General features: G+C 73.7%; 18 protein-coding genes and 1 rRNA gene. 3 read left to right on the top strand and 16 right to left on the bottom strand.

Features of this window, described 5'->3' with window-relative positions; translation table 11 throughout:
• Positions 1-27: 27 nt before the first annotated feature.
• A complete protein-coding gene (locus ABD774_RS08445; RefSeq protein WP_345039828.1) occupies positions 28-747 on the bottom strand; it encodes a hypothetical protein in 720 nt (239 codons plus the stop codon).
• 59 nt (positions 748-806) lie between these two features.
• On the opposite strand from ABD774_RS08445, the gene ABD774_RS08440 reads away from it, so the two are divergent.
• Together ABD774_RS08440 and ABD774_RS08435 are read left to right on the top strand one after the other, a co-directional pair.
• Entirely contained in the window at positions 807-1658 is an 852-nt protein-coding gene (locus tag ABD774_RS08440) for an endonuclease/exonuclease/phosphatase family protein (RefSeq protein WP_345039825.1), read from the top strand.
• Positions 1659-1824: 166 nt separating this feature from the next.
• Positions 1825-2556 carry a YggS family pyridoxal phosphate-dependent enzyme gene (locus ABD774_RS08435; RefSeq protein ID WP_345039823.1) on the top strand — a complete coding sequence of 244 codons (732 nt, stop codon included), beginning with the start codon at positions 1825-1827 and terminating at the stop codon, positions 2554-2556.
• A 3-nt stretch (positions 2557-2559) separates the two neighbouring features.
• On the opposite strand, the gene lplAB is transcribed toward ABD774_RS08435, so the two are convergent.
• From lplAB to ABD774_RS08385, 10 genes are all read right to left on the bottom strand, one after another.
• Positions 2560-3609, bottom strand: a complete 1050-nt coding sequence (gene lplAB, locus ABD774_RS08430) for a lipoate-protein ligase LplAB (RefSeq protein WP_345039821.1) — start codon at positions 3607-3609, stop codon at positions 2560-2562.
• A gap of 134 nt (positions 3610-3743) precedes the next feature.
• A complete protein-coding gene (gene cimA, locus ABD774_RS08425; RefSeq protein WP_345039818.1) occupies positions 3744-5396 on the bottom strand; it encodes a citramalate synthase in 1653 nt (550 codons plus the stop codon).
• A 320-nt stretch (positions 5397-5716) separates the two neighbouring features.
• Positions 5717-6874, bottom strand: coding sequence for a branched-chain amino acid aminotransferase (locus ABD774_RS08420; protein ID WP_345039816.1), 1158 nt, complete (start codon positions 6872-6874; stop codon positions 5717-5719).
• A 119-nt stretch (positions 6875-6993) separates the two neighbouring features.
• The gene (locus ABD774_RS08415) at positions 6994-8055 is read right to left on the bottom strand and encodes a 3-isopropylmalate dehydrogenase (protein WP_345039814.1); all 1062 of its coding nucleotides are present in this window, start codon (positions 8053-8055) and stop codon (positions 6994-6996) included.
• Between the two features lie 85 nt (positions 8056-8140).
• Complete coding sequence (locus ABD774_RS08410) at positions 8141-9316, bottom strand: MFS transporter (RefSeq protein WP_345039812.1); 1176 nt, start codon at positions 9314-9316, stop codon at positions 8141-8143.
• Positions 9317-9369: 53 nt separating this feature from the next.
• Positions 9370-10917, bottom strand: coding sequence for an HD domain-containing phosphohydrolase (locus tag ABD774_RS08405; RefSeq protein WP_345039809.1), 1548 nt, complete (start codon positions 10915-10917; stop codon positions 9370-9372).
• 117 nt (positions 10918-11034) lie between these two features.
• Entirely contained in the window at positions 11035-12063 is a 1029-nt protein-coding gene (ilvC, locus tag ABD774_RS08400) for a ketol-acid reductoisomerase (protein WP_345039807.1), read from the bottom strand.
• A gap of 122 nt (positions 12064-12185) precedes the next feature.
• The gene (gene ilvN, locus ABD774_RS08395; protein ID WP_345039805.1) at positions 12186-12713 is read right to left on the bottom strand and encodes an acetolactate synthase small subunit; all 528 of its coding nucleotides are present in this window, start codon (positions 12711-12713) and stop codon (positions 12186-12188) included.
• 10 nt (positions 12714-12723) lie between these two features.
• Complete coding sequence (locus ABD774_RS08390; RefSeq protein ID WP_345039802.1) at positions 12724-14571, bottom strand: acetolactate synthase large subunit; 1848 nt, start codon at positions 14569-14571, stop codon at positions 12724-12726.
• 322 nt (positions 14572-14893) lie between these two features.
• Positions 14894-15565, bottom strand: a complete 672-nt coding sequence (locus ABD774_RS08385; RefSeq protein WP_345039800.1) for a 4a-hydroxytetrahydrobiopterin dehydratase — start codon at positions 15563-15565, stop codon at positions 14894-14896.
• Between the two features lie 177 nt (positions 15566-15742).
• On the opposite strand from ABD774_RS08385, the gene ABD774_RS08380 reads away from it, so the two are divergent.
• Entirely contained in the window at positions 15743-17314 is a 1572-nt protein-coding gene (locus ABD774_RS08380) for an aspartate:alanine exchanger family transporter (RefSeq protein WP_345039798.1), read from the top strand.
• Positions 17315-17448: 134 nt separating this feature from the next.
• On the opposite strand, the gene ABD774_RS08375 is transcribed toward ABD774_RS08380, so the two are convergent.
• The 5 genes from ABD774_RS08375 to rrf all read right to left on the bottom strand — a co-directional run bounded on the left by ABD774_RS08375 (position 17449) and on the right by rrf (position 23092).
• Positions 17449-17652, bottom strand: coding sequence for a DUF4177 domain-containing protein (locus ABD774_RS08375; protein ID WP_345039795.1), 204 nt, complete (start codon positions 17650-17652; stop codon positions 17449-17451).
• Entirely contained in the window at positions 17649-19373 is a 1725-nt protein-coding gene (locus tag ABD774_RS08370) for an ABC transporter transmembrane domain-containing protein (RefSeq protein ID WP_345039793.1), read from the bottom strand. Before ABD774_RS08370 ends, ABD774_RS08375 begins: the two co-directional genes overlap by 4 nt.
• Positions 19370-20560, bottom strand: coding sequence for a DUF1611 domain-containing protein (locus tag ABD774_RS08365; RefSeq protein ID WP_345039791.1), 1191 nt, complete (start codon positions 20558-20560; stop codon positions 19370-19372). The genes ABD774_RS08370 and ABD774_RS08365 overlap by 4 nt, the downstream gene beginning before the upstream one ends.
• 294 nt (positions 20561-20854) lie before the next feature.
• Positions 20855-22564 carry a dihydroxy-acid dehydratase gene (gene ilvD / locus ABD774_RS08360; protein ID WP_345039787.1) on the bottom strand — a complete coding sequence of 570 codons (1710 nt, stop codon included), beginning with the start codon at positions 22562-22564 and terminating at the stop codon, positions 20855-20857.
• Positions 22565-22975: 411 nt separating this feature from the next.
• Positions 22976-23092 (bottom strand): 5S ribosomal RNA (gene rrf / locus ABD774_RS08355).
• Between the last annotated feature and the right edge of the window lie 3 nt (positions 23093-23095).

Below are 23095 nucleotides of genomic sequence, written 5' to 3'. Positions count from 1 at the left end.
GACCGACGTCGCAGCCCTACCGGCCGTTCACGCGATGCGGGCCCGTGCGGGCTCCTCGCCGGAGCTGCCTCCGGCGTCGTCCGGGCGGATCTGCCGGCCGGTGCGCTCGCCCGGGGCCTGCCCCCCGGCGTGGCCGCCATGGGTCGGCCCGCCGACGGCGTTCCCCAGCTGGCCGACGGCGCCGCTGCGTGCCGGGTGCTCCACGACGCCGAGCTCGTCGAGCAGGAAGAGGAACGCCTCGGCGTACGGGTTGCCCTCGATCCGCGTGGCCACCTCGGCCCAGTCCACCTGCTCCCGGAGCGCGCGGGCCACGGGGAGCAGGTCGGAGAAATTGCAGCGCTGCTCGGTCAGCACGCGCATCTTCTCCGAGAGGATGTCGGTGGCCTGCATGACCGGCATGGGCACGCCGAAGACGTCGAAGGAGTCGGCCCGGTCGAAGATCTCGTCCGGGACGGGCTCGCCGTCAAGCCGGAAGATGATGTCGACCAGGGCCTCGCCCTTGTAGGCCTTGAAGAGCCAGTTCTCCACCGGGTCCACGACGCGCAGCTCCGTCTCCGACAGCGCCTCCCAGGCGGTCGAGCGGTCCTGCTCGCGGATGACGAAGTCGGCGTCGTGCTCGGACTGCGGTGCACCGTGCACCCACGCGGCGAACCCGCCGGCGAGCGCGAACGGGATGCCGGCACCGGAGAGGGCGGCCCCGACGATGCGCATGCCCTCGTGCAGATCTTGGCGGTCGCTGTCGTCCATGCGTTCGGGTTTACACGACGGCGCGCGCCCTCGCATCAGGACGGGCAGAATCGGCCCCGATGCGTATCGCGACCTTCAACATCCTCCACGGCCGGTCGCTCACGGACGACCGCGTCGACCTCGACCGCTTCGCCGACGCCGTGCGGACCCTCGACGCCGACGTGCTCGCCCTGCAGGAGGTCGACCGCGACCAGCCTCGCTCCCACGGCGCCGACCTCACCGCCGTCGCCGCCGAGGCCATGGGCGCCGTCGACCACCGGTTCGTCGCCACGATGCATGGCCTGCCGGACCTGTGGACCGCGGCCACCGGCGAGGAGCAGCCGGAGTCGTCCGCCTACGGCATCGCCCTGCTCAGCCGGTACCCGGTGGCGAGGTGGAAGGTCCTCGCGCTGCCGAGCCCCCACCAGCGGGTGCCGGTGACGTTCCCGGGCCGCACGCGCCCCGTGCTGGTCAAGGACGAGGCGCGCACGGCGCTCGCCGCGCTGGTGGTCACCCCGGAGGGGCCCGTCGCCGTGGTGGGCACGCACCTGACGTTCGTGCCCGACTGGAACGTCGCCCAGCTGCGCCACATCGTCAAGGCGACGCGAGACATGACGCGCCCCTTCGTCCTCATGGGCGACCTCAACCTCGCCGGCGGGGAGCCCTCGCGGCACAGCGGCCTGCGGCCCCTGGTGACCGCCGCGACGTTCCCGCTCACCGAGCCCGCCGAGCAGCTGGACCACATCCTGGTCGACGGCGACGTCCGCACCACCGAGCCCGGCCGCTCCCACAACCTGGGCATGTCCGACCACCGCGCCCTCTCCGTCGGCATCGAGATCGGGCGCACGGAGACCCCCTCGGACGCCAGACCGCGGGCCGGCACCCGCACGCCCGCCCGGGTGGAGGCCCGGGCGGCGAGCCGGTCCACCTGACGCGTCGGGCCGGTGAGCCGGTCCACCCGACGGCGTCGGGCCGGTGAGCCGGTCCACCCGACGGCCTCGGGCCGGTGAGGCACAGGTCTGCCGTCCGGCGGGATCCACCTCACGCCCGGGCGGCCCCCACGTCGGCACGGCGCGCGCCTGGGTAGGGTCGGACCCCGTGGAGCACCAGATCGCGGAGAACCTCGCCGTCGTGCGACGCCGGATCGCCGACGCCGCCCGGGTCGTCGGTCGCGACCCGTCCGAGGTCCGCCTGCTGCTCGCGGTGAAGACCCAGCCGGTGGCGGCGATCCGGGCGGCCCTGGACGCCGGCGCGGACCTGCTCGGCCACAACCGGGCCCAGGAGCTCGTGGCCACCGGGCCCGCGCTCGCCGAGGCCGGCGTCCCTCCGCACGAGATGCACTTCATCGGGCACCTGCAGTCCAACAAGGTGAACCAGGTGCTCCGGTGGGCCACGTGCGTCCAGACCGTCGACACCCTACGGCTGGCGGAGCGGCTCGACGCCGCGGCCGCACGCCGTGGCGCGGCGGAGGGCGACGGCGCGCCGCTCGACGTCATGGTGCAGGTGAACACCTCCGGGGAGGCCACCAAGGCCGGCGTCGAGCCCGACCGAGCCACGGAGCTCGCCATCGCCGTCGCCGCCCTGCCGCACCTGCGGCTGCGCGGCTTCATGACGATCGGCGCCAACTCCCCCGACGTCGACGTCGTGCGCGACTCCTACGAGACGTTGGCCGCGGTGCGCGCCCGGGTGCTGGCCGCCGGCGCGCCCGGCACCGGCGAGGCGACCGAGCTGAGCATGGGGATGAGCGGGGACCTGGAGCTCGCCGTCGCCGCCGGGGCGACGATGGTGCGCGTGGGCACGGCCGTGTTCGGGGCCCGCCCGCCGGCCTGATCCTCACGGCACCCGGTAGGTCCACTCCTCGGTGAGGAACTTCGTCTCCATGAGCTCCTCGGCGCGGGCGATCTCCTCGGGCCGGTAGTCCGACAGCCGCGTGTCGTACCGGCCGCGGAAGTACGCGATGAACGCGTCCACGATGTCCGCCCGGGTCATGCCCGTCTGCGAGCGCATGGGGTCCACCCGCTTGTTGGCGCTGCGGATGCCCTTGTCGGAGAGCTTCTCCCGGCCGATGCGCAGGACGTCGAGCATCTTGTCCGCGTCGATGTCGTAGCTCATCGTCACGTGGTGCAGCACCACCCCGGAGGCGAAGCGCTTCTGCGCCGCGCCGCCGATCTTGCCCTGCTCCGACGCGATGTCGTTCAGGGGCACGTACCGGGCCCTGACGCCCACCTCGGCCAGCGCACCGAGCACCCAGTCGTCGAGGAAGGCGTAGGACTGCTCGAAGCTCAGGCCCTCGACCAGGGACTCCGGGACGACCAGCGAGTACGTGATGCAGTTGCCGGGCTCCATGAACATGGCGCCGCCGCCGGAGATGCGGCGCACCACGGTCATGCCGTGGCGCTCGAGCGCCTCGGTGTCGACCTCGTTGCGCACGGACTGGAAGGAGCCGATGACGACGAGGGGGGCGTTCCACTCCCAGATGCGCATGGTCGGCCCGCGCCGGCCCGCGGCCACCTCCTCGGGGATCACCTGGTCGAGCGCGACGTTCAGCGCCGGGTGCACCGGCTCGCCGTGGATGACCTCGAAGGTGTGGTCCCGCCAGCTCGTCGCGTGACCCAGCGCCCGGCGCACCGCGATCCCGACGGACTCGGGGGTGAAACCGACGAGGCTCACGTTGTGGTCGACGGCCTCCTCGACGGCCCGCGCCAGCTGGGCCGCCGAGGCCGTCTCCGGCATGCCGTTCAGCGCGGCGTTGATGTCCTCCAGCGCGTCGTCCGGCTCGAGGAAGAAGTCCCCGGAGAGCCGGGCCCGGGCGAGGCGCCCGTCCTCGACGTCGACGTCGACCGCGACCAGCTTGCCGCCGGGAACCTTGTACTCACCGTGCATGGTTCCACCCTAGATCCCGCGCCGCGCCGGACCGGCGTGCGGTCCGTCACGCACGACCGCGGAGCCTCCCGCACCACGGCGGAGCCTCCCCGGCCGGAGCCGCGGGGCCCGGCCGGGCGGCACCCGCCCGCCGCCTACCGCGGCTCGACGCCGTGGTGGAGCAGGCCCCACACCACGGACTCGGTCAGCGCCTCCCAGCTGGCCTCGATGATGTTGGTGCCGACACCGACCGTGGACCAGCTCTGCACGCCGTCGGAGGTCTCGATGAGCACCCGGATGATGGCGTCGGTGCCCTGCTGGCTGTCGAGGATGCGCACCTTGTAGTCGATCAGCTCGAAGTCCTCGATCTCCGGGTAGGTCCCGACGAGCGCGGCGCGCAGCGCGTGGTCGAGGGCGTTGACGGGGCCGTTGCCCTCGCCGGTGCTGATCATCCGGCCGTGCCCGGTGCGCAGCTTGACCGTGGCCTCGGAGTCGATCTGCCCGTCGCCGGGGCGGTGCTCGACGAAGGTGCGCCAGCTCTCGACGTCGAAGAAGCGGGGCGCGCGTCCGCCGTCGATCTCGGCGCGCAGCAGCAGCTCGAAGGAGGCGTCCGCGGCGTCGTAGGTGTAGCCGGCCGCCTCGGCCTCCTTCACGCGGGTGGTCACGCGGGTCAGCAGCTCGGACTGGCCCGTCAGGTCGAAGCCGAGCTCGCGGCCCTTGAGCTCGATGGAGGCCCGCCCGGCCATCTCCGAGACGAGCATGCGCATGTCGTTACCCACGGCGACGGGGTCGATGTGCTGGTAGAGGTCCGGGTCCACCCGGATCGCGGAGGCGTGCAGGCCCGCCTTGTGCGCGAACGCCGACGCGCCGACGTACGGCTGGCGCCCGTAGGGGCTGATGTTGGTGATCTCGGAGATCGCGTGCGCGATGCGGCTGGCCTCGCTCAGCCCGTCACCCGCGAGCCCCTCGGTCCCCCGCTTGAGGGCGAGGTTGGCCACGCAGGTGAGCAGGTCGGCGTTGCCGGTGCGCTCCCCGTAGCCGTTCACGGTGCCCTGGAGGTGCCCCGCGCCGGCCGCGACGGCCGCGAGAGTGTTGGCGACGGCGCAGCCCGAGTCGTTGTGGGCGTGCATCCCGAGCCGCCCCGACGTGGCGGCGCGGACCTCGGAGACCACCTCGCTCACCTGCTCCGGCAGCATGCCGCCGTTGGTGTCGCACAGCACCACCGTCTCCGCGCCGGCCTCGAAGGCGGTGCGCACGCAGCTGAGGGCGTACTCCTTGTCGTAGCGGTAGCCGTCGAAGAAGTGCTCGGCGTCCAGGACCACCTCGCGGCCGAGACCCACCAGGTAGCGCACCGTCGCCGCGATCATCCGCAGGTTCTCCTGCCCGTCGGTGCGCAGCGCCCGCTCGACGTGGCGGATGTCCGACTTGGCCACGAGCGTGACCACCGGCGCCTCGGACTCGACCAGGGCCTGGACCTGCGCGTCCTCGTGCGGCTGGGCTCCGGGCTTGCAGGTGGACCCGAACGCGGCCAGGCGCGCGTGGCGCAGGTCGAGCTCCTTCGCCGCGCGGGCGAAGAACTCGGTGTCCTTCGGGATGGCCCCCGGCCAGCCGCCCTCGATGTAGCCCACACCCAGCTCGTCGAGCAGCGCCGCGATGGCGAGCTTGTCCGCCACGGAGAGGTTCATCCCCTCCTGCTGGGCGCCGTCGCGCAGCGTGGTGTCGTAGACCTGGACGCTGGCCGCCGGCGCGCCCGCCGGTCGCTGGACGCCAGGGGCGGTGACGGCGGTGGGCCCGGTGGTGCTGGTCATGCGGTGCTCCTCGCGAGGGGCCGTGCGGGCACGGCCGTGGTCCGACGTGCCCCTGCTCCCGGCGTGGGTGGTGCCGGTACCGGTGCCGCCCAGGACCTTCCTGACCGGCGGTGTCGCCGGAGGAGGTGGCCCCGGCAACAAAAAACCTCCCGGGGTACGGGAGGTTGCGCATCGGGCGGGTGGGCCGGATGCGCTAGCCGATAATGAGCTGGGACTGCGTCACGCCTCACAGTGTGCCACACCGGCCGGAGCGCGGACCACGCGCTCAGGATGCGGACCGCCGGCCCCGTGGGCGGGGCCGGCGGCGCTCGCGGGATGCGTCAGGCGAGCCGGTACATCCAGTCGTGCGTGTCCGGGCGGACGCCGTACTGGATGTCGGTCAGCTCCGCGTAGAGGCCGCTCGTGACGGCGCCGGGACGGCCGTCGGCCACGGTGACGTCGAAGCCGCTGCCCGCGAGCCGGCCGATCGGCGTGATCACCGCGGCGGTGCCGCAGGCGAACATCTCCGAGACCTCGCCCGAGCGGATCTGCTCGAGGAGCTCGGCGAGGTTGATCGTCTCCTCGCTGACCTTGCGCCCGGACTCGCGCAGCAGCTGCAGGATGGACCCGCGGGTGCCGCCCTCGAGGATGGTCCCCGTCAGCGACGGGGTGCGCACGGTGCCGTCGGCGCCGACGGCGAAGACGTTCATGCCGCCGAGCTCCTCGAGGTGCGTGCCCGTGGCGGCGTCGAGGAAGCAGACCTGCTCGAAGCCCTTCTCGTAGGCCTCCTGCTGCGGGAGCAGCGAGGCGGCGTAGTTGCCGCCGGTCTTGGCCGCGCCCATGCCGCCCGGCCCGACGCGGTGGTAGTCCTCGGCGACCCAGATGGCGACCGGCTCGAAGCCGTGGGCGAAGTACGGGCCCACGGGCGAGGCGATGAGGAGGTACTCGACCTGGTGGGCGGAGCGCACGCCGAGGAAGGGCTCGGTCGCGATCGCGAACGGGCGCAGGTACAGGCTCGAGCCGGGGACCGACGGGACCCAGCGGGCGTCGGCCGCGACGAGCGCGGCGAGGGAGGCGACGAAGTCCTCCTCGGGCAGCTCCGGCATGGCCAGGCGCCGCGCGGAGGCGTTGAAGCGGGCGGCGTTGAAGCCGGGCCGGAAGGTCCACACGGACCCGTCGGCGTGCCGGTACGCCTTGAGACCCTCGAAGATCTCCTGGCCGTAGTGCAGGACGGCGGCGGCGGGCGAGAGCGTGAGCGGGCCGAACGCCTCCACGCGGTGGCCGTGCCACCCCTCGCGCGGAGTCCAGGTGGCGCGGGCCATGTGGTCGGTGAAGGAGACCCCGAAGCTGAGGTTGTCCATCACGGCGCTGTAGGCGTCCTCGCCCGCCGGGGCGGCGTTGGCGGTGAGGGGGAAACGGGTGGCGAGGTCGGCCGCGGCCGGCAGTTCGGCCGCGGTGGGCCCGGTCAGCGTGGAGAGCTGGTCGGACGAGGTGCTCATGGGGGACAACCCTTCTCGGGTGCGGGTGCTGTGGACGACGGTATCGCCGACGGCCCGTCGGCGGGAGGGCCGACGGGCTCGTGACGGGGCCGCGCGGGGCGGCGGGACGCTGCTCTCGGTCAGCCCGATACTCGGGCGCCGGCGGCTACGCGCGCAGCGAGGGCGTCGCCCACCGCGCCCGTGGAGCGCGGCGTGCCGTCACGCTCGGCGATGTCGGCGGCGACGGCGTCGGACACCCGGCGCGCCTCCTCGGTCAGGCCGAGGTGCTCGAGCATGAGCGAGACCGAGAGCACCGTGGCGGTGGGGTCGGCCTTGGCCTGGCCGGCGATGTCCGGGGCGGAGCCGTGCACCGGCTCGAACATCGACGGGGTCGTGCGCTCGGGGTTGACGTTGCCCGAGGCGGCCAGCCCGATGCCGCCGGTGATGGCGGCCGCGAGGTCCGTGAGGATGTCGCCGAACAGGTTGTCGGTGACGATGACGTCGAACCGGGACGGGTCGGTCACCATGTAGATGGTCGCGGCGTCGACGTGCGCGTAGTCGACGCTGACCTCCGGGTACTCCGCCCCGACGGTCTCGACCGTACGCCGCCACAGGTGCCCGGCGTGCACGAGGACGTTGTGCTTGTGCACGAGCGTCAGCTTCTTGCGCGGCCGGGCCTGGGCGCGGGCGAACGCGTCCCGGACCACGCGCTCGACGCCGAACGCGGTGTTGACGGAGACCTCGTTCGCGACCTCGTGCGGGGTGCCGACGCGGATCGCGCCGCCGTTGCCGACGTAGGGACCCTCGGTGCCCTCGCGGACGACGACGAAGTCCACCTCTCCCGGGTCGGCCAGCGGGGTGGGCACGCCCGGGTACAGGCGCGAGGGGCGAAGGTTGACGTAGTGGTCCAGGGCGAACCGGAGCTTCAGGAGCAGGCCCCGCTCGAGAACGCCGGAGGGGACGGACGGGTCGCCGATCGCACCGAGCAGGATGGCGTCGTGCTCGCGGATCGCCGCGAGGTCCTCGTCGGTGAGGGTCTCCCCGGTGCGGTGCCAGCGCTGGGCGCCGAGGTCGAAGTCGGTACGCTCGACCGTCACGCCGGAGCCGGCGAGGACGGTGTCGAGGACCTTGAGCCCCTCGGCGACCACCTCGGGACCGATCCCGTCGCCCGCCACCACTGCCAGCCTGATCGTGCGCGTCATGGGGCCGAACCTACTCGGTCCGTCCACTGAACGGGACCCAGATCTCACGATGTGAGCACCGGGAACGTCCCCCTGGCCCCCCCGCTCAGGCGGCGGCGCGCTCTTGGGCCGCAAGGACGAGCGCCCAGATCCCGCCCAGCAGCGCCACCCCTGCAGCGACGCCGTACGCCGCTGCGATGCCGCTCGACCGCGCGACCAGGCCGAGCACGATCGGGCCGCCCCCGAGCCCCAGGTCGAGGAACGCGCTCGCCGTGCCGGAGGCGGCGCCGCGCTCGCCCGCGCCGGCCCTCGCGAAGATCGCCGCGAAGAGGGCGGGCGTGCTGAACGCGATGCCGAGCCCCATGACGCCCGCGCCGACCACCGCGCCGGCCGGGGCGGCCCACGCCGCCGAGACGGCGAGCCCCGCGGCCATCGTCAGGATCGCGCAGGCGCCGAGCGGCAGCGGCGGCACGCGGTCGGGCACCCGCGCGAAGCCGACCCGGACGGCCACGACCACGGCGCCGTACGTCAGCAGCGGCAGGCTCGTGGTGGCCAGGTGCACCTCGGCCGCACGGAGCGCGGCGAACGCGAAGAACCCGCCCATGGCCACGGTGGAGGCCAGGAAGGCAAGGCCCACCGGGAGCGACGCCCGGTGGATGAGGTGACCGCCGCCCTGCTCTGGCGGGCCGGGCGGGCGCGTCTCGCCGATCCCGAGCACCAGCGCCGCGGCACCGCCGGCCAGCACCGCCGCCGCCGACCAGGCGACGGCGAACCCCGCCGTCCGCACCAGGAGCTCGCCCAGCGGCGGCCCGGCGGTGAGCCCGAGGTAGAGGCCGAGAGAGTTGTAGCTCAGGGCCTCCCCCATCCGGCTCTGCGGCGCCAGGTCCACGAGCGCCGCGACGGCCGCGACGAAGAAGGCCGCCTCGGCCGCACCGAGCAGGAGGCGCAGCGCGACGACGCCGCCGAGGGAGGCCGCCTGGGCGGTCAGCGCCATGGCGACGGCGCAGAGGACCGCGCCGGCGACCATGACGGGCCGCCGCCCCCGGGTGTCGGCCAGGCGTCCCGCGACGGGCCGCAGGACGAGCGCGACGACGGCGAAGGCGCCGAAGGCCAGGCCGGCGCCGGCGGCGTCCGAGCCGACCGGGCCGGTGATGTAGACCGGGAGGGTGTAGACGGCGACGCCGGTGGCGCTGAAGTAGGCCAGCTCGGCGAGAGCGAGCACGACGAACGGCCGGGTGAACAGCCGGTCACGGGTGACGGGTGTCAGGCCGGTGGTGGTCATGCGGCCAGGATCGGCCGAGGCCGGGCGCCGCACATGGGTAGACCTACGCAGTATCAGCCGCGCTCGAGAAGCCCGTGCTCCATGGCGAACAGCGCGGCCGCCGCCCGCGTGCTCGCGCCGATGCGCACGTAGAGGTCCTGCACGTGGTGCTCGGCGGTCCGCGGGGAGATGACGAGCAGATCCGCGATCTCGCGGTTGGTCCGGCCCTGCGCCACCAGGCGCAGCACCTCGACCTGACGCCCGGTGAGGCCGGCGACCCCCGTCACGCGGGCGGCGCGGCGCCTCCCGGCGGCCTGCAGGACCGCCGCCACGGCGTCCGGGTCCAGCTTGCCCGACCGGGCCTGCGCCGCGAGGTGGTCGGCCGCGTCCCCCGGCTCGCCGCCGCCCTCGGCGCGCGAGCGGTACGCGTCCGCGGCGGCGAGGACCCGTGCCTCGACGGACAGGTCCGCGGCGCGCAGCCCGCGGTGGTAGCCGCTGCCGTCGCACCGTTCGTGGTGCGCGGCGGCGATCGAGGCGACGCCGGCGAGCGCCGGGGCGCGCGCCAGGATGCGCTCGGTGTAGTACGGGTGCAGACGCGCGAGGTCGCGCTCGGCCCGGGTGAGCGGGCCCTCCTTGTTCCAGATGCGGCTCGAGACGGCGATGCGGCCGAGGTCGTGGAGGTGCCCGGCGAGCCGCAGCCGGCCGGCGTCGGCCGGCCGCAGGTGACCCGCCGCGTCGGCGGCCAGGGCGGCCACCGCGGCGGAGTGGCCCTGCAGCCGCGGGCTCTTGAGGTCCACCAGGTCACCGAAGGTCCGCGCGACCTCCGCGAGCGCGCTGCCGTCGACCCGGCGGACCGGGTCCGGCTCCAGAGCGAGGACGAGGTCGAGGGGATCGGGCCCCTCGCCGTCGTCCGGCCCCGCTCCCCCGCGCGCCTCGCCCGGCCCCGCCCGCACCGCATTCGTGAGCAGCTCGGCCGTGCACGCCTCGACCAGGCGGGGGTCGAGCTGCGTCCCGGCGCGCCGCCGCAGCTCGGCGAGAGCCGTCTGCGGGTCCGCGAGCAGGGCCAGCAGGACGGCGGTCCCCGCGACGTGCACGACCCGGGTCGCGAGCGGGATCTCCTCCCCGCCGACGGCCGGGTACCCCTTCCCGTCCCACAGTGCGGTGACGTGGGCGAGGGCCCGCACGACGCCGTCGCCCAGGCCGAGGCGCCGGGCGGCGTCGCCGGCGACCTCGCACGTCGCCCTCGGCGGCTCGTCGTCGCGTGCGGCCCGCAGCGCCGAGAGCAGGGTCCGTGCCCGGCCCCTCCCGGAGCCGGCGGCCACGCCCGGGACGAAGGTGCGCACGACGTCGGCCGGGCGGGTCAGGTCCGCGACGAAGCTGTAGCGGACGACGGAGATGTCGTCGCCGAAGAGGCGCGCCCCCTCCACCGAGGCGGCGGTGCAGCCGAGGTGCTCGAGGAGCGAGGCGTACAGGACCGTCCGGACGTCCTCGTCCGGGCAGCCGACGGCGCGGGCGAGCCGGACCGCCACCACGCAGCGGACGAGGGACTCGTCCAGCGGTGCGCCGGTCCCCAGGTCCAGCGCGCCCGAGAGCCCGCCGAGGATCCCCAGGAGGCGGATCACGCCGTCACGATGACAGGCGACGGCGCCCGCCGCAACGGTCCGGCGGGCGCGCGGCTGCGCCTCAGACGCCGCGACGGTGAGGACCCGGTCCGGGTCCTCACCGTCGCAAGGGGCTCGTCAGCGGCCGACGTGGCCCTCGACGTAGTCGGTGTCGCGGGTGTCGGTCCACGCGAACAGCTTGCGCAGCTCGCGGCCGGTGGCCTCGATCGGGTGGTTCTCACCCTTGGCGCGCAGCTCCTTGAACTCCGGCGCGCCGGCGTCCTGGTCCTTGATGAAGCGCTCGGCGAAGGCGCCGGACTGGACGTCCGCGAGCACCTTCTTCATGTTCTCCTTCACCTCGGGCGTGATGACACGCGGGCCGGAGACGTAGTCGCCGTACTCGGCGGTGTCGGAGACGGACCAGCGCTGCTTGGAGATGCCGCCCTCCCAGATGAGGTCGACGATCAGCTTCATCTCGTGGAGCACCTCGAAGTAGGCGATCTCGGGCTGGTAGCCCGCCTCGGTGAGGACCTCGAAGCCGTTCTGGATCAGCGCCGAGACACCGCCGCACAGCACGGCCTGCTCGCCGAAGAGGTCGGTCTCGGTCTCCTCCGTGAACGTGGTCCTGATCCCGGCGGCGCGCAGGCCGCCGATCGCCTTGGCGTAGCTCAGCGCCACCTCCCACGCGTGGCCCGAGGCGTCCTGCTCGACGGCGACGATCACCGGCACGCCGCGGCCGGCCTCGTACTCGCGGCGGACGGTGTGGCCCGGGCCCTTGGGGGCGACCATGGCGACGTCGTGCCCGGCGGAGGGCTTGATGTAGCCGAAGCGGATGTTGAAGCCGTGCGCGAAGAAGATCGCGGCGTCGTCCTTGAGGTTGGGCTCGATGTCGTTGGCGTACAGGCCGCGCTGGGCCTGGTCCGGCGCGAGGATCATGACCACGTCCGCCTCCTTGACGGCGTCGGCCACGGTGGCGACCTTCAGGCCCTGCTCCTCGGCCTTGGCGCGGGAGGAGGAGCCCTCGCGCAGGCCGACCACGACGTCGACGCCGGAGTCGCGCAGGTTCAGCGCGTGCGCGTGCCCCTGGCTGCCGTAGCCGATGATGGCGACCTTCTTGGACTGGATGACGGACAGGTCGGCGTCGTCGTCGTAGAAAAGCTCGGCCACGGTGTTCTCCTTCGGTTGGGGTCTTGCGGTGTTCGTCAGGGCTGGGTGGTGCGGGTCCGGCGCCCGGCGGGCGGGCGCCGGGACGGCGCACCGCCGGCCCGTGCCGGGGTGCGCCGTCGTGATCAGGCGGGGCGGACGCTGCGCTCGACTGCCCGGTCCGTCATCGACCGCGAGCCGCGGGCGATGGCGACGGCGCCGGACTGGACGATCTCGCGCACGCCGTGCGGCTCGAGGGCCGTGAGGAGGGCACGGATCTTGTTCTCCGAGCCGGTGGCCTCGATGGTCACGGCGTCCGGGGCGACGTCGACGACGTGGGCGCGGAAGAGCTCCACGACCTGGAGGACGGCGGTCCGGGAGGCGTCGTCGGCCCGCACCTTGACCAGCAGGAGCTCGCGCTGGACGGAGGAGTCGGGCTCGAGCTCGACGATCTTCAGCACGTTGACCAGCTTGTTGAGCTGCTTGGTCACCTGCTCGAGCGGCAGGTCGGCGGCGTCCACGACCACGGTGATCCGGGAGATCTCCGGGTGCTCGGTCGGCCCCACGGCCAGGGAGTGGATGTTGAAAGCACGGCGGGCGAAGAGGGCGGACACGCGGGTGAGAACGCCCGGCTTGTTCTCCACCAGCACGGACAGGGTGTGCCTGGTGCTCATCTGCTGCTCCTCACTCGTCGCGGTCCCACGCCGGGGTGATCCCGTGCGCGTACTGGATGTCGTCGTTGCTCACGCCGGCCGCCACCATCGGCCAGACCATCGCGTCACGGCTGACCACGAAGTCGATGACGACGGGCTGGTCGTCGATCTCCATGGCGCGCTTGATCGTGGCGTCGACGTCCGCGGTCGAGGTGCACCGCAGCCCGACGCAGCCGTACGCCTCGGCGAGCTTGACGAAGTCCGGGATGTGCTTGGTCTCGTGACCGGTGTGCAGGTCCGTGTGGGAGTAGCGGCCCTCGTAGAAGAGGGTCTGCCACTGGCGCACCATGCCGAGGGAGGAGTTGTTGATCAGGGCGACCTTGATCGGGATCTCCTCCAGGGCGCAGGTGGCCAGCTCCTGGTTGGTCATCTGGAAGCACCCGTCGCCGTCGATGGCCCACACGGTGGCGTCCGGGCGGCCGACCTTGGCGCCCATGGCGGCCGGGATCGCGTAGCCCATGGTGCCCAGGCCGCCGGAGTTCAGCCACGTGCGGGGGTGCTCGTAGCTGATGAACTGCGCGGCCCACATCTGGTGCTGGCCGACGCCGGAGACGTAGACGCTCTCGGGGCCGGAGATCTCCCCCAGCCGCGAGATGACGTGCTGCGGTGCCATGAGGCCGTCCTCGGTGGGGGCCCACCCGAGCGGGTAGGTGTGGCGCAGCTCGTCTAGCTGCTTCCACCACTTCTCCAGGTCCGGCAGCCCGTGCTGGGCGTGGGCCGCCCGCAGCTCGACGGTCAGGTCCGCGACGACCTCCTTCAGGTCGCCGACGATCGGCACGTCGGCCGTGCGGTTCTTGGAGATCTCGGCAGGGTCGATGTCCGCGTGGACGATCGTCGCCCTCGGTGCGAAGCTGTCGAGCCGGCCGGTCACGCGGTCGTCGAAGCGGGCGCCCAGCGCGACGATGAGGTCGGCCTGCTGGAGCGCGGCCACCGCGGGCACCGTGCCGTGCATCCCGGGCATGCCCAGGTTCTGCGGGTGGGAGTCGGGGACCACGCCGCGGGCCATGAGCGTGGTGACGACGGCGGCGCCCGAGAGGTTCACCAGCTCGGCGAGCTCGCGGGCCGCGTTCGCGCGGATCGCGCCGCCCCCGACGTAGAGGACGGGCTTGCGGGCCGTGGCGAGCAGGCGGGCGGCCTCGCGCACCTGGCGGGCGTGGGGCCTGGTGACCGGGTGGTAGCCGGGCAGGTCCATCTCCGGCGGCCAGACGAACTGGGACACCGCCTGCTGGGCGGACTTCGCGATGTCGACGAGCACGGGACCGGGCCGCCCGGTGGAGGCGATGTGGAACGCCTCGGCGATCCGGGCCGGGATCTGGTCGGCGTCCGTCACGAGGAAGGAGTGCTTCGTGACGGGCATCGTGGCGCCCACGATGTCCGCCTCCTGGAAGGCGTCGGTGCCGATCATGGACGCGCCGACCTGCCCGGTGATCGCCACCAGCGGGACGGAGTCCATGTGCGCGTCGGCCAGCGGGGTGATGAGGTTCGTCGCGCCCGGGCCGGAGGTCGCCATGCACACGCCCACGCGGCCGGTGGCGGCGGCGTAGCCGGTCGCGGCGTGCCCGGCGCCCTGCTCGTGCCGCACGAGGATGTGGCGGAGCTTGGTGGAGTCGTACAGCGGGTCGTAGGTGGGCAGGATGGCCCCGCCCGGCATGCCGAAGATCGTGTCGACGCCCTGCTCCTCGAGCGCGCGGACGATGTTCCGCGCGCCCGTCGAGCGCTCGGTGATCGTCGCCCGTGGCGCTACCGTCGGCGCCGCCCGGACAGCAGGGGCCGCCGGCGCGGCGGGGCGAGGGGGCGCCGGGTGCGGTGCCTTGGCCATCTTGTGCCTCCTGGGTCGGGTGGTGCGGTCTTGGTCAGCGGTGCCGGGCATGAAAAAACCCCTCGTCCCGGTCGGGGATGTCGAGGGGGTGCGCGCAGCAGGTCCTGTCAGAGGGCTGCGGCGCGCTGGCTAAGTACTACGGTCCGGAACTGCATGGACCTCACCATAGCCCGACGTGCGGCGCACGTCACCCTCGGCGACCCGTGTCTCACATCGTGGAGAACGGATCCGCTCCGTGGACGGGCGGAGATCACGGTGCACCGGACACTCAGCGCCGGCCGATCAGCGATGCACAGGACCCCGGAGTCCGGCCGGGCGGCGGTCAGTCCCGCCCCTGCCACGTGCGGACGCAGGCCTCGTTGCCCTCGGCGTCCGAGAGCACCCACCACGACGGCGCGTAGACGTCGCTGACGAGGTGCCCGCCCGCGTGGAGCGCCGCCCGCACCCGGGCCTCGGCCTCGTCGTGCGGCACATGGATGTCGACGTGGATGCGCCCCCGGCCGGGGCGCGGCAGCTCCATCTGCTGGAACCACACACTCGGCGCTCGCGCGTCGGGGTCCTCGAGGTCGACGGCGCCCGCCTCGTCCTGGCCCGGGCCGACCTGCGTGCGGTAACCCAGGACCGCCTTCCAGAACGGCATCACGGCCGGGATGTCCAGCGCGTCGACGGCGATCTCCACCGCGCGCGGACGGCCGGGCTCGGCCGGCATCCCGAGCTCCGCCGCCGCGGCACCGATCCGCCCGGCGAGGGAGACGTCCCGCTCGGTGAGCCCGTGCGCGGCGTGTGTGGTGAGCACGACGTGCACGCGGTAGTAGCGCAGGTCGACGTCCGGGTGGTGGTTCAGCTCCTCGGCCACCTCGCCGATGCGCCGGACCAGCTCGATGCCGCGGGTCATCGACCCCGACCGGAACGTCGCGTGCAGCCGGCCCGCCAGCACACGCCAGTCCTGCAGGCCCGGGCGCGACTGGACGTCCTCGTCCTTGAGCACCTTCATGTGTGCAGCGTGGCACGCGTGAGATGGGCAGTCGAGGGGCACCGTCCGGGTGACCCAGCCGACACCGCACCCGTGACGTCTGGCCCGGCACCACCGGACGAACCGCCCGATACCGTCGTACCGACGCCGGTTCACGACCGCCGCGTCGCCAGCACGCAAGCCCAGGGAGCCAACCCCATGCTCGAGACGCTCGCGGCCCAGCCGCTCGTCCTGCTCTTCCTCGTCGTCGGTGTCGGCGCTCTGGTCGGCCGCGTGAGCGTCCGCGGGGTCTCCCTGGGGGCCGCGGCCGTGCTGTTCACCGCCATCGGTCTCGGCGCGTGGGGGGCGAGCCACGGCGTCGCGCTCGCCATCCCCCCGGTGATCGGCTCCCTCGGCCTGGCCCTCTTCGCCTTCGTCACCGGCATCTCCTCGGGCCCGAACTTCTTCCACTCGCTGCGCACCGCCTGGCCGCTGATGCTCGCCGTCGCCCTCGCCCTGGTGGCGGGCGCGGGGACCGCCGTCGGGCTCGGGAACGCGCTCGGGCTCGGGCGCGAGACCGTGGCGGGAACCTTCGCCGGCGCGCTGACGAACACCCCTGCCCTCGCGGCCGCGGGCGGGACCCCGGAGGCGACCGTCGGGTACTCCGTGGCCTACCTCTTCGGCGTCCTCGGCATGCTCGTGATCTCCTCCCTCGCGCTGCGCTACCGGGAGAAGGACACGGACGCCCCCTCCCCCGTCGTCGACCGGACGGTACGGGTGGACCGCGACGACCGTCCGACCGTCGCGGAGATCCAGCACCGGCACGGCGACGAGCTGCGGTTCTCTCGCATCCGGCACACGGAGGAGGGCCCGGCGGAGCCCGTCGGCGCCGGCGACGTGCTCGCGCGCGGCGACGTCGTCACCGTCGTCGGGCCGGCCCCGGTGGTCGAGGCGGCGGTCACGGAGCTCGGGCACCTCTCCTCGCACGACCTCGTCGCCGACCGCAGCCGGCTCGACAACCGACGGATCACGATCTCGACCCTCGCGCACGCCGGGCGGACCGTCGCGCAGCTGGGTCTGGAGGAGAAGTTCCAGGCGACCGTGGTGCGGGTGCGTCGTGGCGACGTCGACCAGGTGGCCGTGCCCGGGATGGCCCTGCAGCTCGGCGACCGGGTCCGCGTGGTCGCGCCCCGCGAACGGATCGGCGAGGTGACGGCGTACCTCGGCGACTCCGCCCGCGGGCTGTCGGACATCAACCCGGCGGCACTCGGTCTCGGGCTCGTCGCGGGCCTGCTGCTGGGCGAGCTGCCGGTCCCGGTCCCGGGCGGTGACTCCTTCACGATCGGTGCGGCCGCCGGGACGCTGCTCGTCGGGCTGGTCATGGGGCGGGTGGGCCGGGTCGGGCCGGTGGTGACGTCGCTGCCCCAGACGGCGACGGCGGTGCTCTCAGAGATCGGCCTGCTGGTCTTCCTCGCCTACGCCGGCGCGAACGCGGGCGGGCAGATCCTCAACGCGTTCGCCTCCGGCTCCGTCGTGACCATCCTGGTGCTCGGCGCGGCCGTCACGGCGGTGGTGGGGGTCGGCCTCTACGCGGTGATGCGCTGGGGCTTCCGCACCGGCGGGACCCGCCTGTCCGGGATCGTCGCGGGCGCGCAGACGCAGCCGGCCCTGCTGGCCTTCGCCAACGGCCGCACCGGCCACGACCCGCGGGTCGCCCTGGGCTACGCCCTCGTCTACCCGACGGCGATGGTCGTCAAGATCCTGCTGGCCCAGGTGCTCGGCGGAGCGTGAGGCCCGCACGCAGGGGGCGACGGGACCGGACGGTCACGCGCCCCCTGCGCGCGTGACGGCCCTCCCGCACTGGAGGCGGTGCGCCCCTGCATGCCCGGCCTCACCTCCTGCCGGGCGTCCGGCAAGCTCCGCCGTCAGCCCGCCGGTCGCTCGAACGTCACGAGGAGACCCTCGACGCCGCCCGGGCCCACGCGCCCCTTGACGTCCGTGGAGGTGATGGCCTTGAGCTGCCACCCCTGACGGGCGTGGTCGTTGAGCACCTTCTCGAGCTTGTCGGCCGAGATCTTCCCGCCGATCATCCCCTCGCGGAGCTGGACCACCTTGTACACGTAGCTCATGCGTTCTCCTTCCGTCGCTCTCCCCCGGTGGAACGAACGGCCGGGGCCGAGGTTCCCGCGCCGGCACCGGGCCGGGCCAGCACGGGCCGGTTGCCTGCCGCGGACGTGTCGTCGAGGTCCCAGACGGTCACGGCGCCCGGCAGGGCGTCCGGCGCGTCGCTCGCCGCGACGATGACACCGGGGTACTCGAGCCAGAGCCGGTCGATCACCTCGCCGCCACCCTGCCCCAGCCTGGTGTCCACCCGGTCCAGGACCACCAGGGCCGGCTCCCCGTAGACCGCGCGCGCCAGCAGCACCCGCATCCGCTCGCTCACGGTCAACGGCTCCCCGCCACGGCGCAGGACGGTCCGCTCGCCGCGATCGAGAGCTGCGACCCGGCCCGTCAGCCCCACCGCCTCGAGGACCTCGGGCACCGACGCCGTGCTCTCCGGGTCGCGGTAGCGCACCGCCCGCGCGACCGTCCCGCGCTCGAGGACGTCCGTGCTGGCCACGGCCCCGACGAGCAGGCGGCGCTGCGTGGCCGGCAGCTCCTGGAGCACATAGCCCGACACCCGGACCCAGGCGCCCGGCGCGTGCCGGACCCCGGCGACCACGCTCAGGGTCTCGGCCTCACGGCCGGCGTCCGCGCTGCGCACCAGGATCCGCGAGCCGGGCAGGGCGACGAGCTCGGGGACCGGGGCGCCGCCCACGACCAGGTCGCCGACGTGGACCACGCCGTCCTGGCTCCGGGTCCGCGCCGTCACCGGCGGGTGACCGCCGTACTGTCGCCGCAGACGGAGCTCGTGGGCACGGTGGGCCGCGCCCTCGGCGAGCACCGGCGCGAGGACGCGGCGCGCGGCCAGGAACGCCTGGCGGTACTCCACCACCCTGCCGAGGTCGCTCACCGGGCCGGCGACCAGCCCGACGATCGTCAGCGCCCCGGCGACGGCGGCCCCGGACGTCTCGAACCACGCGCCGACGGCGGCCACGGCGGCGAGCGCGAGCGCCGAGGCGAGAGCCGCGGCCCCGCGAAGGGCCCCCGCCACCCGCGACCGCTCCACCGCCGCCTCGGCGACGGCTGCGCTGAACCGGTCGAGCTGGCGCAGCTCCCGTCGCTCCCCGCCGGCCGCCCGGATCGTCCGGGCGGCCGTGACGGTCTCGGACACCGCCGTCGCGAGGCGGCCCCGCCGACGGCGCAGCTCGCGCGAGCGCCGGAAGGCCGGCCCGGCGAGCGCGGCCAGCACGGCGCCCAGCACGAGCATGGGCGCCGCGACCGCGACGGCGAGGAGCGGGTCGAGGACCGCGAGGGCCACCGTGGCGCCGAGGATCGTCGGGACGCCGACCGCCAGCGGCGTGATGCCGAGGGCCACCCAGTTACGGACGGCCGAGAGGTCGTTAGTCGTCCGGGCGACCGTGATGCCCAGCCCCGGGCCCCGGCGGGTGGTCAGCGCCGACCCGAGCAGACCCCGCCGCAGCTCGCGCACGTAGTCCTGGCTGAGCTGCTCGGCCCGAACCTTCTCCTGCGCGCGCAGCACCCCGACCCCGACCGCGGCCACGAGGAGCACCACGGTCGTCATGAGCCGTTCCCGGTCACCGACCGCCGCCAGCAGGGCGGAGAGCGCCAGGGCCGTCGTCACCGCGCACACCGCCTGCCCCACCCCCGTGGCCACCAGGCCGAGCAGCTGACGGCGCCGACGGCCGTGCCACAGCGGCGGGAACCCTTCTCCCCGGCCCGCCGTCATCGCGGCAGCAGCGCGGTGGCGGCCCCCGGCTCCGTCAGACCGAAGGTCGGCACCACGGGGACGTCGACGGCCGCCGTCGCCTCGCGCGTGGCGAGGGGGGAGGAGGTCAGGACGCCGCTGACGGCGGCGACGTCGATCCCGGCCGCCTCGAGGAGTCCGACGCCCGCCGTCGCACCGAGGGCGTCGCCCGCGGCGAAGACGACCCGGTCCACGACCGCGCGGAACAGCGGGTCATGGAGGAGACGCCCCGTCTCTGCCTGGTAGACGCCGTCGGCGATCTCGACGACGACGACGTCGGGCCCCGTGGCGGCCAGGGCGTCGACGAGCGAGGCGAGGAGCGAGCGCACCCGGCCGTGGTCGAGACGGAAGGTGGAGGGCAGGCCGAAGTCGGTGAAGTCCAGGACGGCGGACGCTCCGGCGTCGGTGAAGAGACGCGGGTCGCCGCCGGCACCCGTGCCGGTCACCTTGCCCGCGGCCACGGTGCGGCCGGCCGAGACCAGCCCGCGCACGAGGCACGCGAGCGCCGTGGACTTGCCGGAGTTCATGGACGTGCCGAGGACGGCGACGACGGTGGGCCGGCCGGCCGGGAAGCGCCCGCGTGGTGCGCCCGGGACGTCGGCGAGCAGCTGCTGGGGCGCGAGCCGGCCGAGGGTGACGACCCCGTCGCCGTCGGTGAGGAGCCCCAGCGGCTCGAGGATCGTGGCGTCCTCCATGCGGGCGTGCTGCCCCGTGACCACGCCGGTCAGGCCGCCGGCCGCCACGAGGTGCGTGTGCCGAAGATCGTCGGGGACCTCGGCCTCGAACTGGTCGGGCGCGTAACGGTGCCCGTAGGCCACCAGGATCTCGTCACCGACGAAGAGGGTCTGCCGCCGGCTCCCCGGGCCCTCGAGCCGCTTGTGCTGACCGAGACGGACCACCCGTGCGAGGACCACGTCGCCGGCCGAGGGCCGGACGTCCCCGCCGGTCAGCAGACCGTAGCCCTGCGCGTCGTCCGTCAGCCGCTGGGCGAGGAACCGGGTCGTGTAGGCGGTCTTCGCCCGCCGGAGCCGGACGGCGGGGACCTCCTCACGTCCGGCGCCCGGCGGAACGGCTGCCGGCGCCGACGGCGCCGGCGCCGGTGACAGGCCCGGCTCGCCGCCGGTGAGCGGGGTCCCCGGGATCGGGTGGGACGAGGTGGTGACAGTCATGGTGGTTCCCTCCGTGCCGACGTCGACAGCTCTGCCCGGCTGCGGTTTGCTGCCGGTGCTGTCCGGAACGACGTTAGGAAGCACGGGTGAGGGGCAGATGATGACGTCATGAGAGGACCCTCATCGCCCGCACACCTGCCGTTCACCTACCGCGGGCGATGACCGACCGACGGCCCGTTCCCTCGGTGAGGGAACGGGCCGTCGGTCGGGTCCGCGCGCCTGCTCGCGGGCCGGGCTCCACACGCGCGGAGGAGGTCCGCACGCGCGGAGGAGGTCCGCACGCGCGGTCGGGGTCTACTCGAGGATCGCGCCGCGGGACGCGGACTGCACCAGCTTGGTGTACTTGCCCAGCACGCCGCGGGTGAACTTGGGCGGGAGCGGCTCCCACCCGGCACCACGCCGGGCGAGCTCCTCCTCGTCGACGAGGAGGTCGAGCCGGCCCGCCGCCACGTCCAGGCGGATCCGGTCGCCGTCCTGGACGAAGGCGATGGGTCCGCCGTCGACGGCCTCGGGGGCGATGTGCCCCACGCAGAGCCCGGTCGTGCCGCCCGAGAACCGGCCGTCGGTCATGAGCAGCACGTCCTTGCCGAGACCCGCGCCCTTGATGGCGCCGGTGATGGCGAGCATCTCTCGCATGCCGGGACCGCCCTTGGGGCCCTCATAGCGGATCACGACGACGTCGCCGTGGGTGATCGTGCCGTCCTCGAGCGCGTCCATGGCGGCCCGCTCGCGGTCGAACACCCGCGCGGTCCCCTCGAACACGTCGGACTCGAACCCGGCCGACTTCACGACGGCGCCCTCCGGCGCGAGGCTGCCGTGCAGGATCGTGATGCCGCCCGTCTCCGCGACCGGCTCCGACGCGGGGCGCAGCACCCGCCCGTCCGGCGCCGGGGGGTCGAGCTTCTCGAGGTTCTCGGCGACCGTCTTGCCCGTCACCGTCATGCAGTCGCCGTGGAGCAGCCCGGCCTCGAGGAGCTGCTTCATGACCACCTGGATGCCGCCCACGCGGTCCACGTCGTTCATGACGTACTTGCCGTACGGCTTGAGATCCGCGATGTGGGGCACCTTCGCGCCGATGCGCGAGAAGTCCTCGAGCGTGAGGTCGACATCCGCCTCGTGCGCGATGGCGAGGAGGTGCAGCACCGCGTTGGTGGACCCGCCGAAGGCCTGCACGACGGCGATCGCGTTCTCGAACGCGTCCTTCGTCATGATGTCGCGGGAGGTGATGCCCTGCCGCAGCAGCTCGACGACGGCCTCGCCGGCGCGGCGCGCGTCGGCGTCGCGGCGCCGGTCCGCCGACGGCGGGGACGCCGAACCGGGCACCGACATGCCGATCGCCTCGGCGACGGTGGCCATGGTGTTCGCGGTGTAGTAGCCGCCGCAGGCGCCCTCGCCCGGGCAGATCGCCCGCTCGATGCGGTCCAGGTCCTCCCGGCTCATGAGGCCGCGCGAGCACGCACCGACTGCCTCGAAGGCGTCGATGATGGTGACGTCCTTCTCGGTGCCGTCGGAGAGCTTCACCCAGCCCGGCATGATCGTGCCGGCGTAGATGAAGACGCTCGCCAGGTCCAGCCGGGCCGCGGCCATGAGCATCCCCGGGAGCGACTTGTCGCAGCCGGCGAGGAGGACGGAGCCGTCAAGCCGCTCCGCCATCATCACGGTCTCGACCGAGTCCGCGATCACGTCGCGCGAGACGAGTGAGAAGTGCATCCCCTCGTGCCCCATGGAGATGCCGTCAGAGACCGAGATCGTCCCGAACTGCAGCGGGTAGCCACCGCCGGCGTGAACGCCCTCCTTGGCGGCCTGCGCGAGCCGGTCGAGCGAGAGGTTGCAGGGCGTGATCTCGTTCCAGGAACTGGCGATGCCGATCTGCGGTTTGGCGAAGTCCTCGTCGCCCATGCCGACGGCGCGGAGCATCCCGCGGGAGGCGGTCGCTTCGATGCCGTCGGTGACCGTGCGGCTGCGGGGCTTGATGTCCGGGCCGGACATGGCGTCAGTGCTCATGCGCCCGAGTCTAGGACGCGACCGATCCAGGCCATGTCACGGGGCCGAAGTGCGGACGAAAGCAGATCCGGCGTACCCGAGCAGAGCGCCGGCCCGGCAGATCCGAGTACATCGCTCGATCGACAATCCTTGAGCACACCGAAGAACCTGAGCACAGCCCAGGGACCTCAGCACGCCCAAGAACCTCAGCACGCCCGAGAACCTCAGCACGCCCGAGAACCTCAGCGGGCCCGAGAACCTCAGCGGGCCCGAGAACCTCAGCGCGCCGAAATCCTGAGCGCACACCAGACAATCCGATGCCCCACACATCCAGATTCCCCGGTCGCGCGCAATGCCGCGGCCGACCGCAGCCGGTGGGCAGATGCAGGAATGGCCCCCACCTGGTGGTGGGGGCCATTCCTTTCAATGGGTGTTCGGCGGTGTCCTACTCTCCCACACAGTCTCCCGTGCAGTACCATCGGCGCTGAGGGGCTTAGCTTCCGGGTTCGGAATGGGACCGGGCGTTTCCCCCTCGCTATGACCGCCGTAACT

Source organism: Georgenia daeguensis, assembly GCF_039537705.1.
GTDB classification, from domain to species: domain Bacteria; phylum Actinomycetota; class Actinomycetes; order Actinomycetales; family Actinomycetaceae; genus Georgenia; species Georgenia daeguensis.
Note: the sequence above shows the minus strand (reverse complement) of the source record. Positions and strands in the feature narration are given on the sequence as shown.

Excerpts from the sequence above, each read along its gene's own strand:
- ABD774_RS08445 (WP_345039828.1), bottom strand. The coding sequence starts at position 747 with ATGGACGACAGCGACCGCCAAGATCTGCACGAGGGCATGCGCATCGTC.
- ABD774_RS08440 (WP_345039825.1), top strand. The coding sequence starts at position 807 with ATGCGTATCGCGACCTTCAACATCCTCCACGGCCGGTCGCTCACGGAC.
- lplAB (WP_345039821.1), bottom strand. The coding sequence starts at position 3,609 with ATGCACGGTGAGTACAAGGTTCCCGGCGGCAAGCTGGTCGCGGTCGAC.
- cimA (WP_345039818.1), bottom strand. The coding sequence starts at position 5,396 with ATGACCAGCACCACCGGGCCCACCGCCGTCACCGCCCCTGGCGTCCAG.
- ABD774_RS08420 (WP_345039816.1), bottom strand. The coding sequence starts at position 6,874 with ATGAGCACCTCGTCCGACCAGCTCTCCACGCTGACCGGGCCCACCGCG.
- ABD774_RS08415 (WP_345039814.1), bottom strand. The coding sequence starts at position 8,055 with ATGACGCGCACGATCAGGCTGGCAGTGGTGGCGGGCGACGGGATCGGT.
- ABD774_RS08410 (WP_345039812.1), bottom strand. The coding sequence starts at position 9,316 with ATGACCACCACCGGCCTGACACCCGTCACCCGTGACCGGCTGTTCACC.
- ilvN (WP_345039805.1), bottom strand. The coding sequence starts at position 12,713 with ATGAGCACCAGGCACACCCTGTCCGTGCTGGTGGAGAACAAGCCGGGC.
- ABD774_RS08390 (WP_345039802.1), bottom strand. The coding sequence starts at position 14,571 with ATGGCCAAGGCACCGCACCCGGCGCCCCCTCGCCCCGCCGCGCCGGCG.
- ABD774_RS08385 (WP_345039800.1), bottom strand. The coding sequence starts at position 15,565 with ATGAAGGTGCTCAAGGACGAGGACGTCCAGTCGCGCCCGGGCCTGCAG.
- ABD774_RS08380 (WP_345039798.1), top strand. The coding sequence starts at position 15,743 with ATGCTCGAGACGCTCGCGGCCCAGCCGCTCGTCCTGCTCTTCCTCGTC.
- ABD774_RS08375 (WP_345039795.1), bottom strand. The coding sequence starts at position 17,652 with ATGAGCTACGTGTACAAGGTGGTCCAGCTCCGCGAGGGGATGATCGGC.
- ABD774_RS08370 (WP_345039793.1), bottom strand. The coding sequence starts at position 19,373 with ATGACGGCGGGCCGGGGAGAAGGGTTCCCGCCGCTGTGGCACGGCCGT.
- ABD774_RS08365 (WP_345039791.1), bottom strand. The coding sequence starts at position 20,560 with ATGACTGTCACCACCTCGTCCCACCCGATCCCGGGGACCCCGCTCACC.
- ilvD (WP_345039787.1), bottom strand. The coding sequence starts at position 22,564 with ATGAGCACTGACGCCATGTCCGGCCCGGACATCAAGCCCCGCAGCCGC.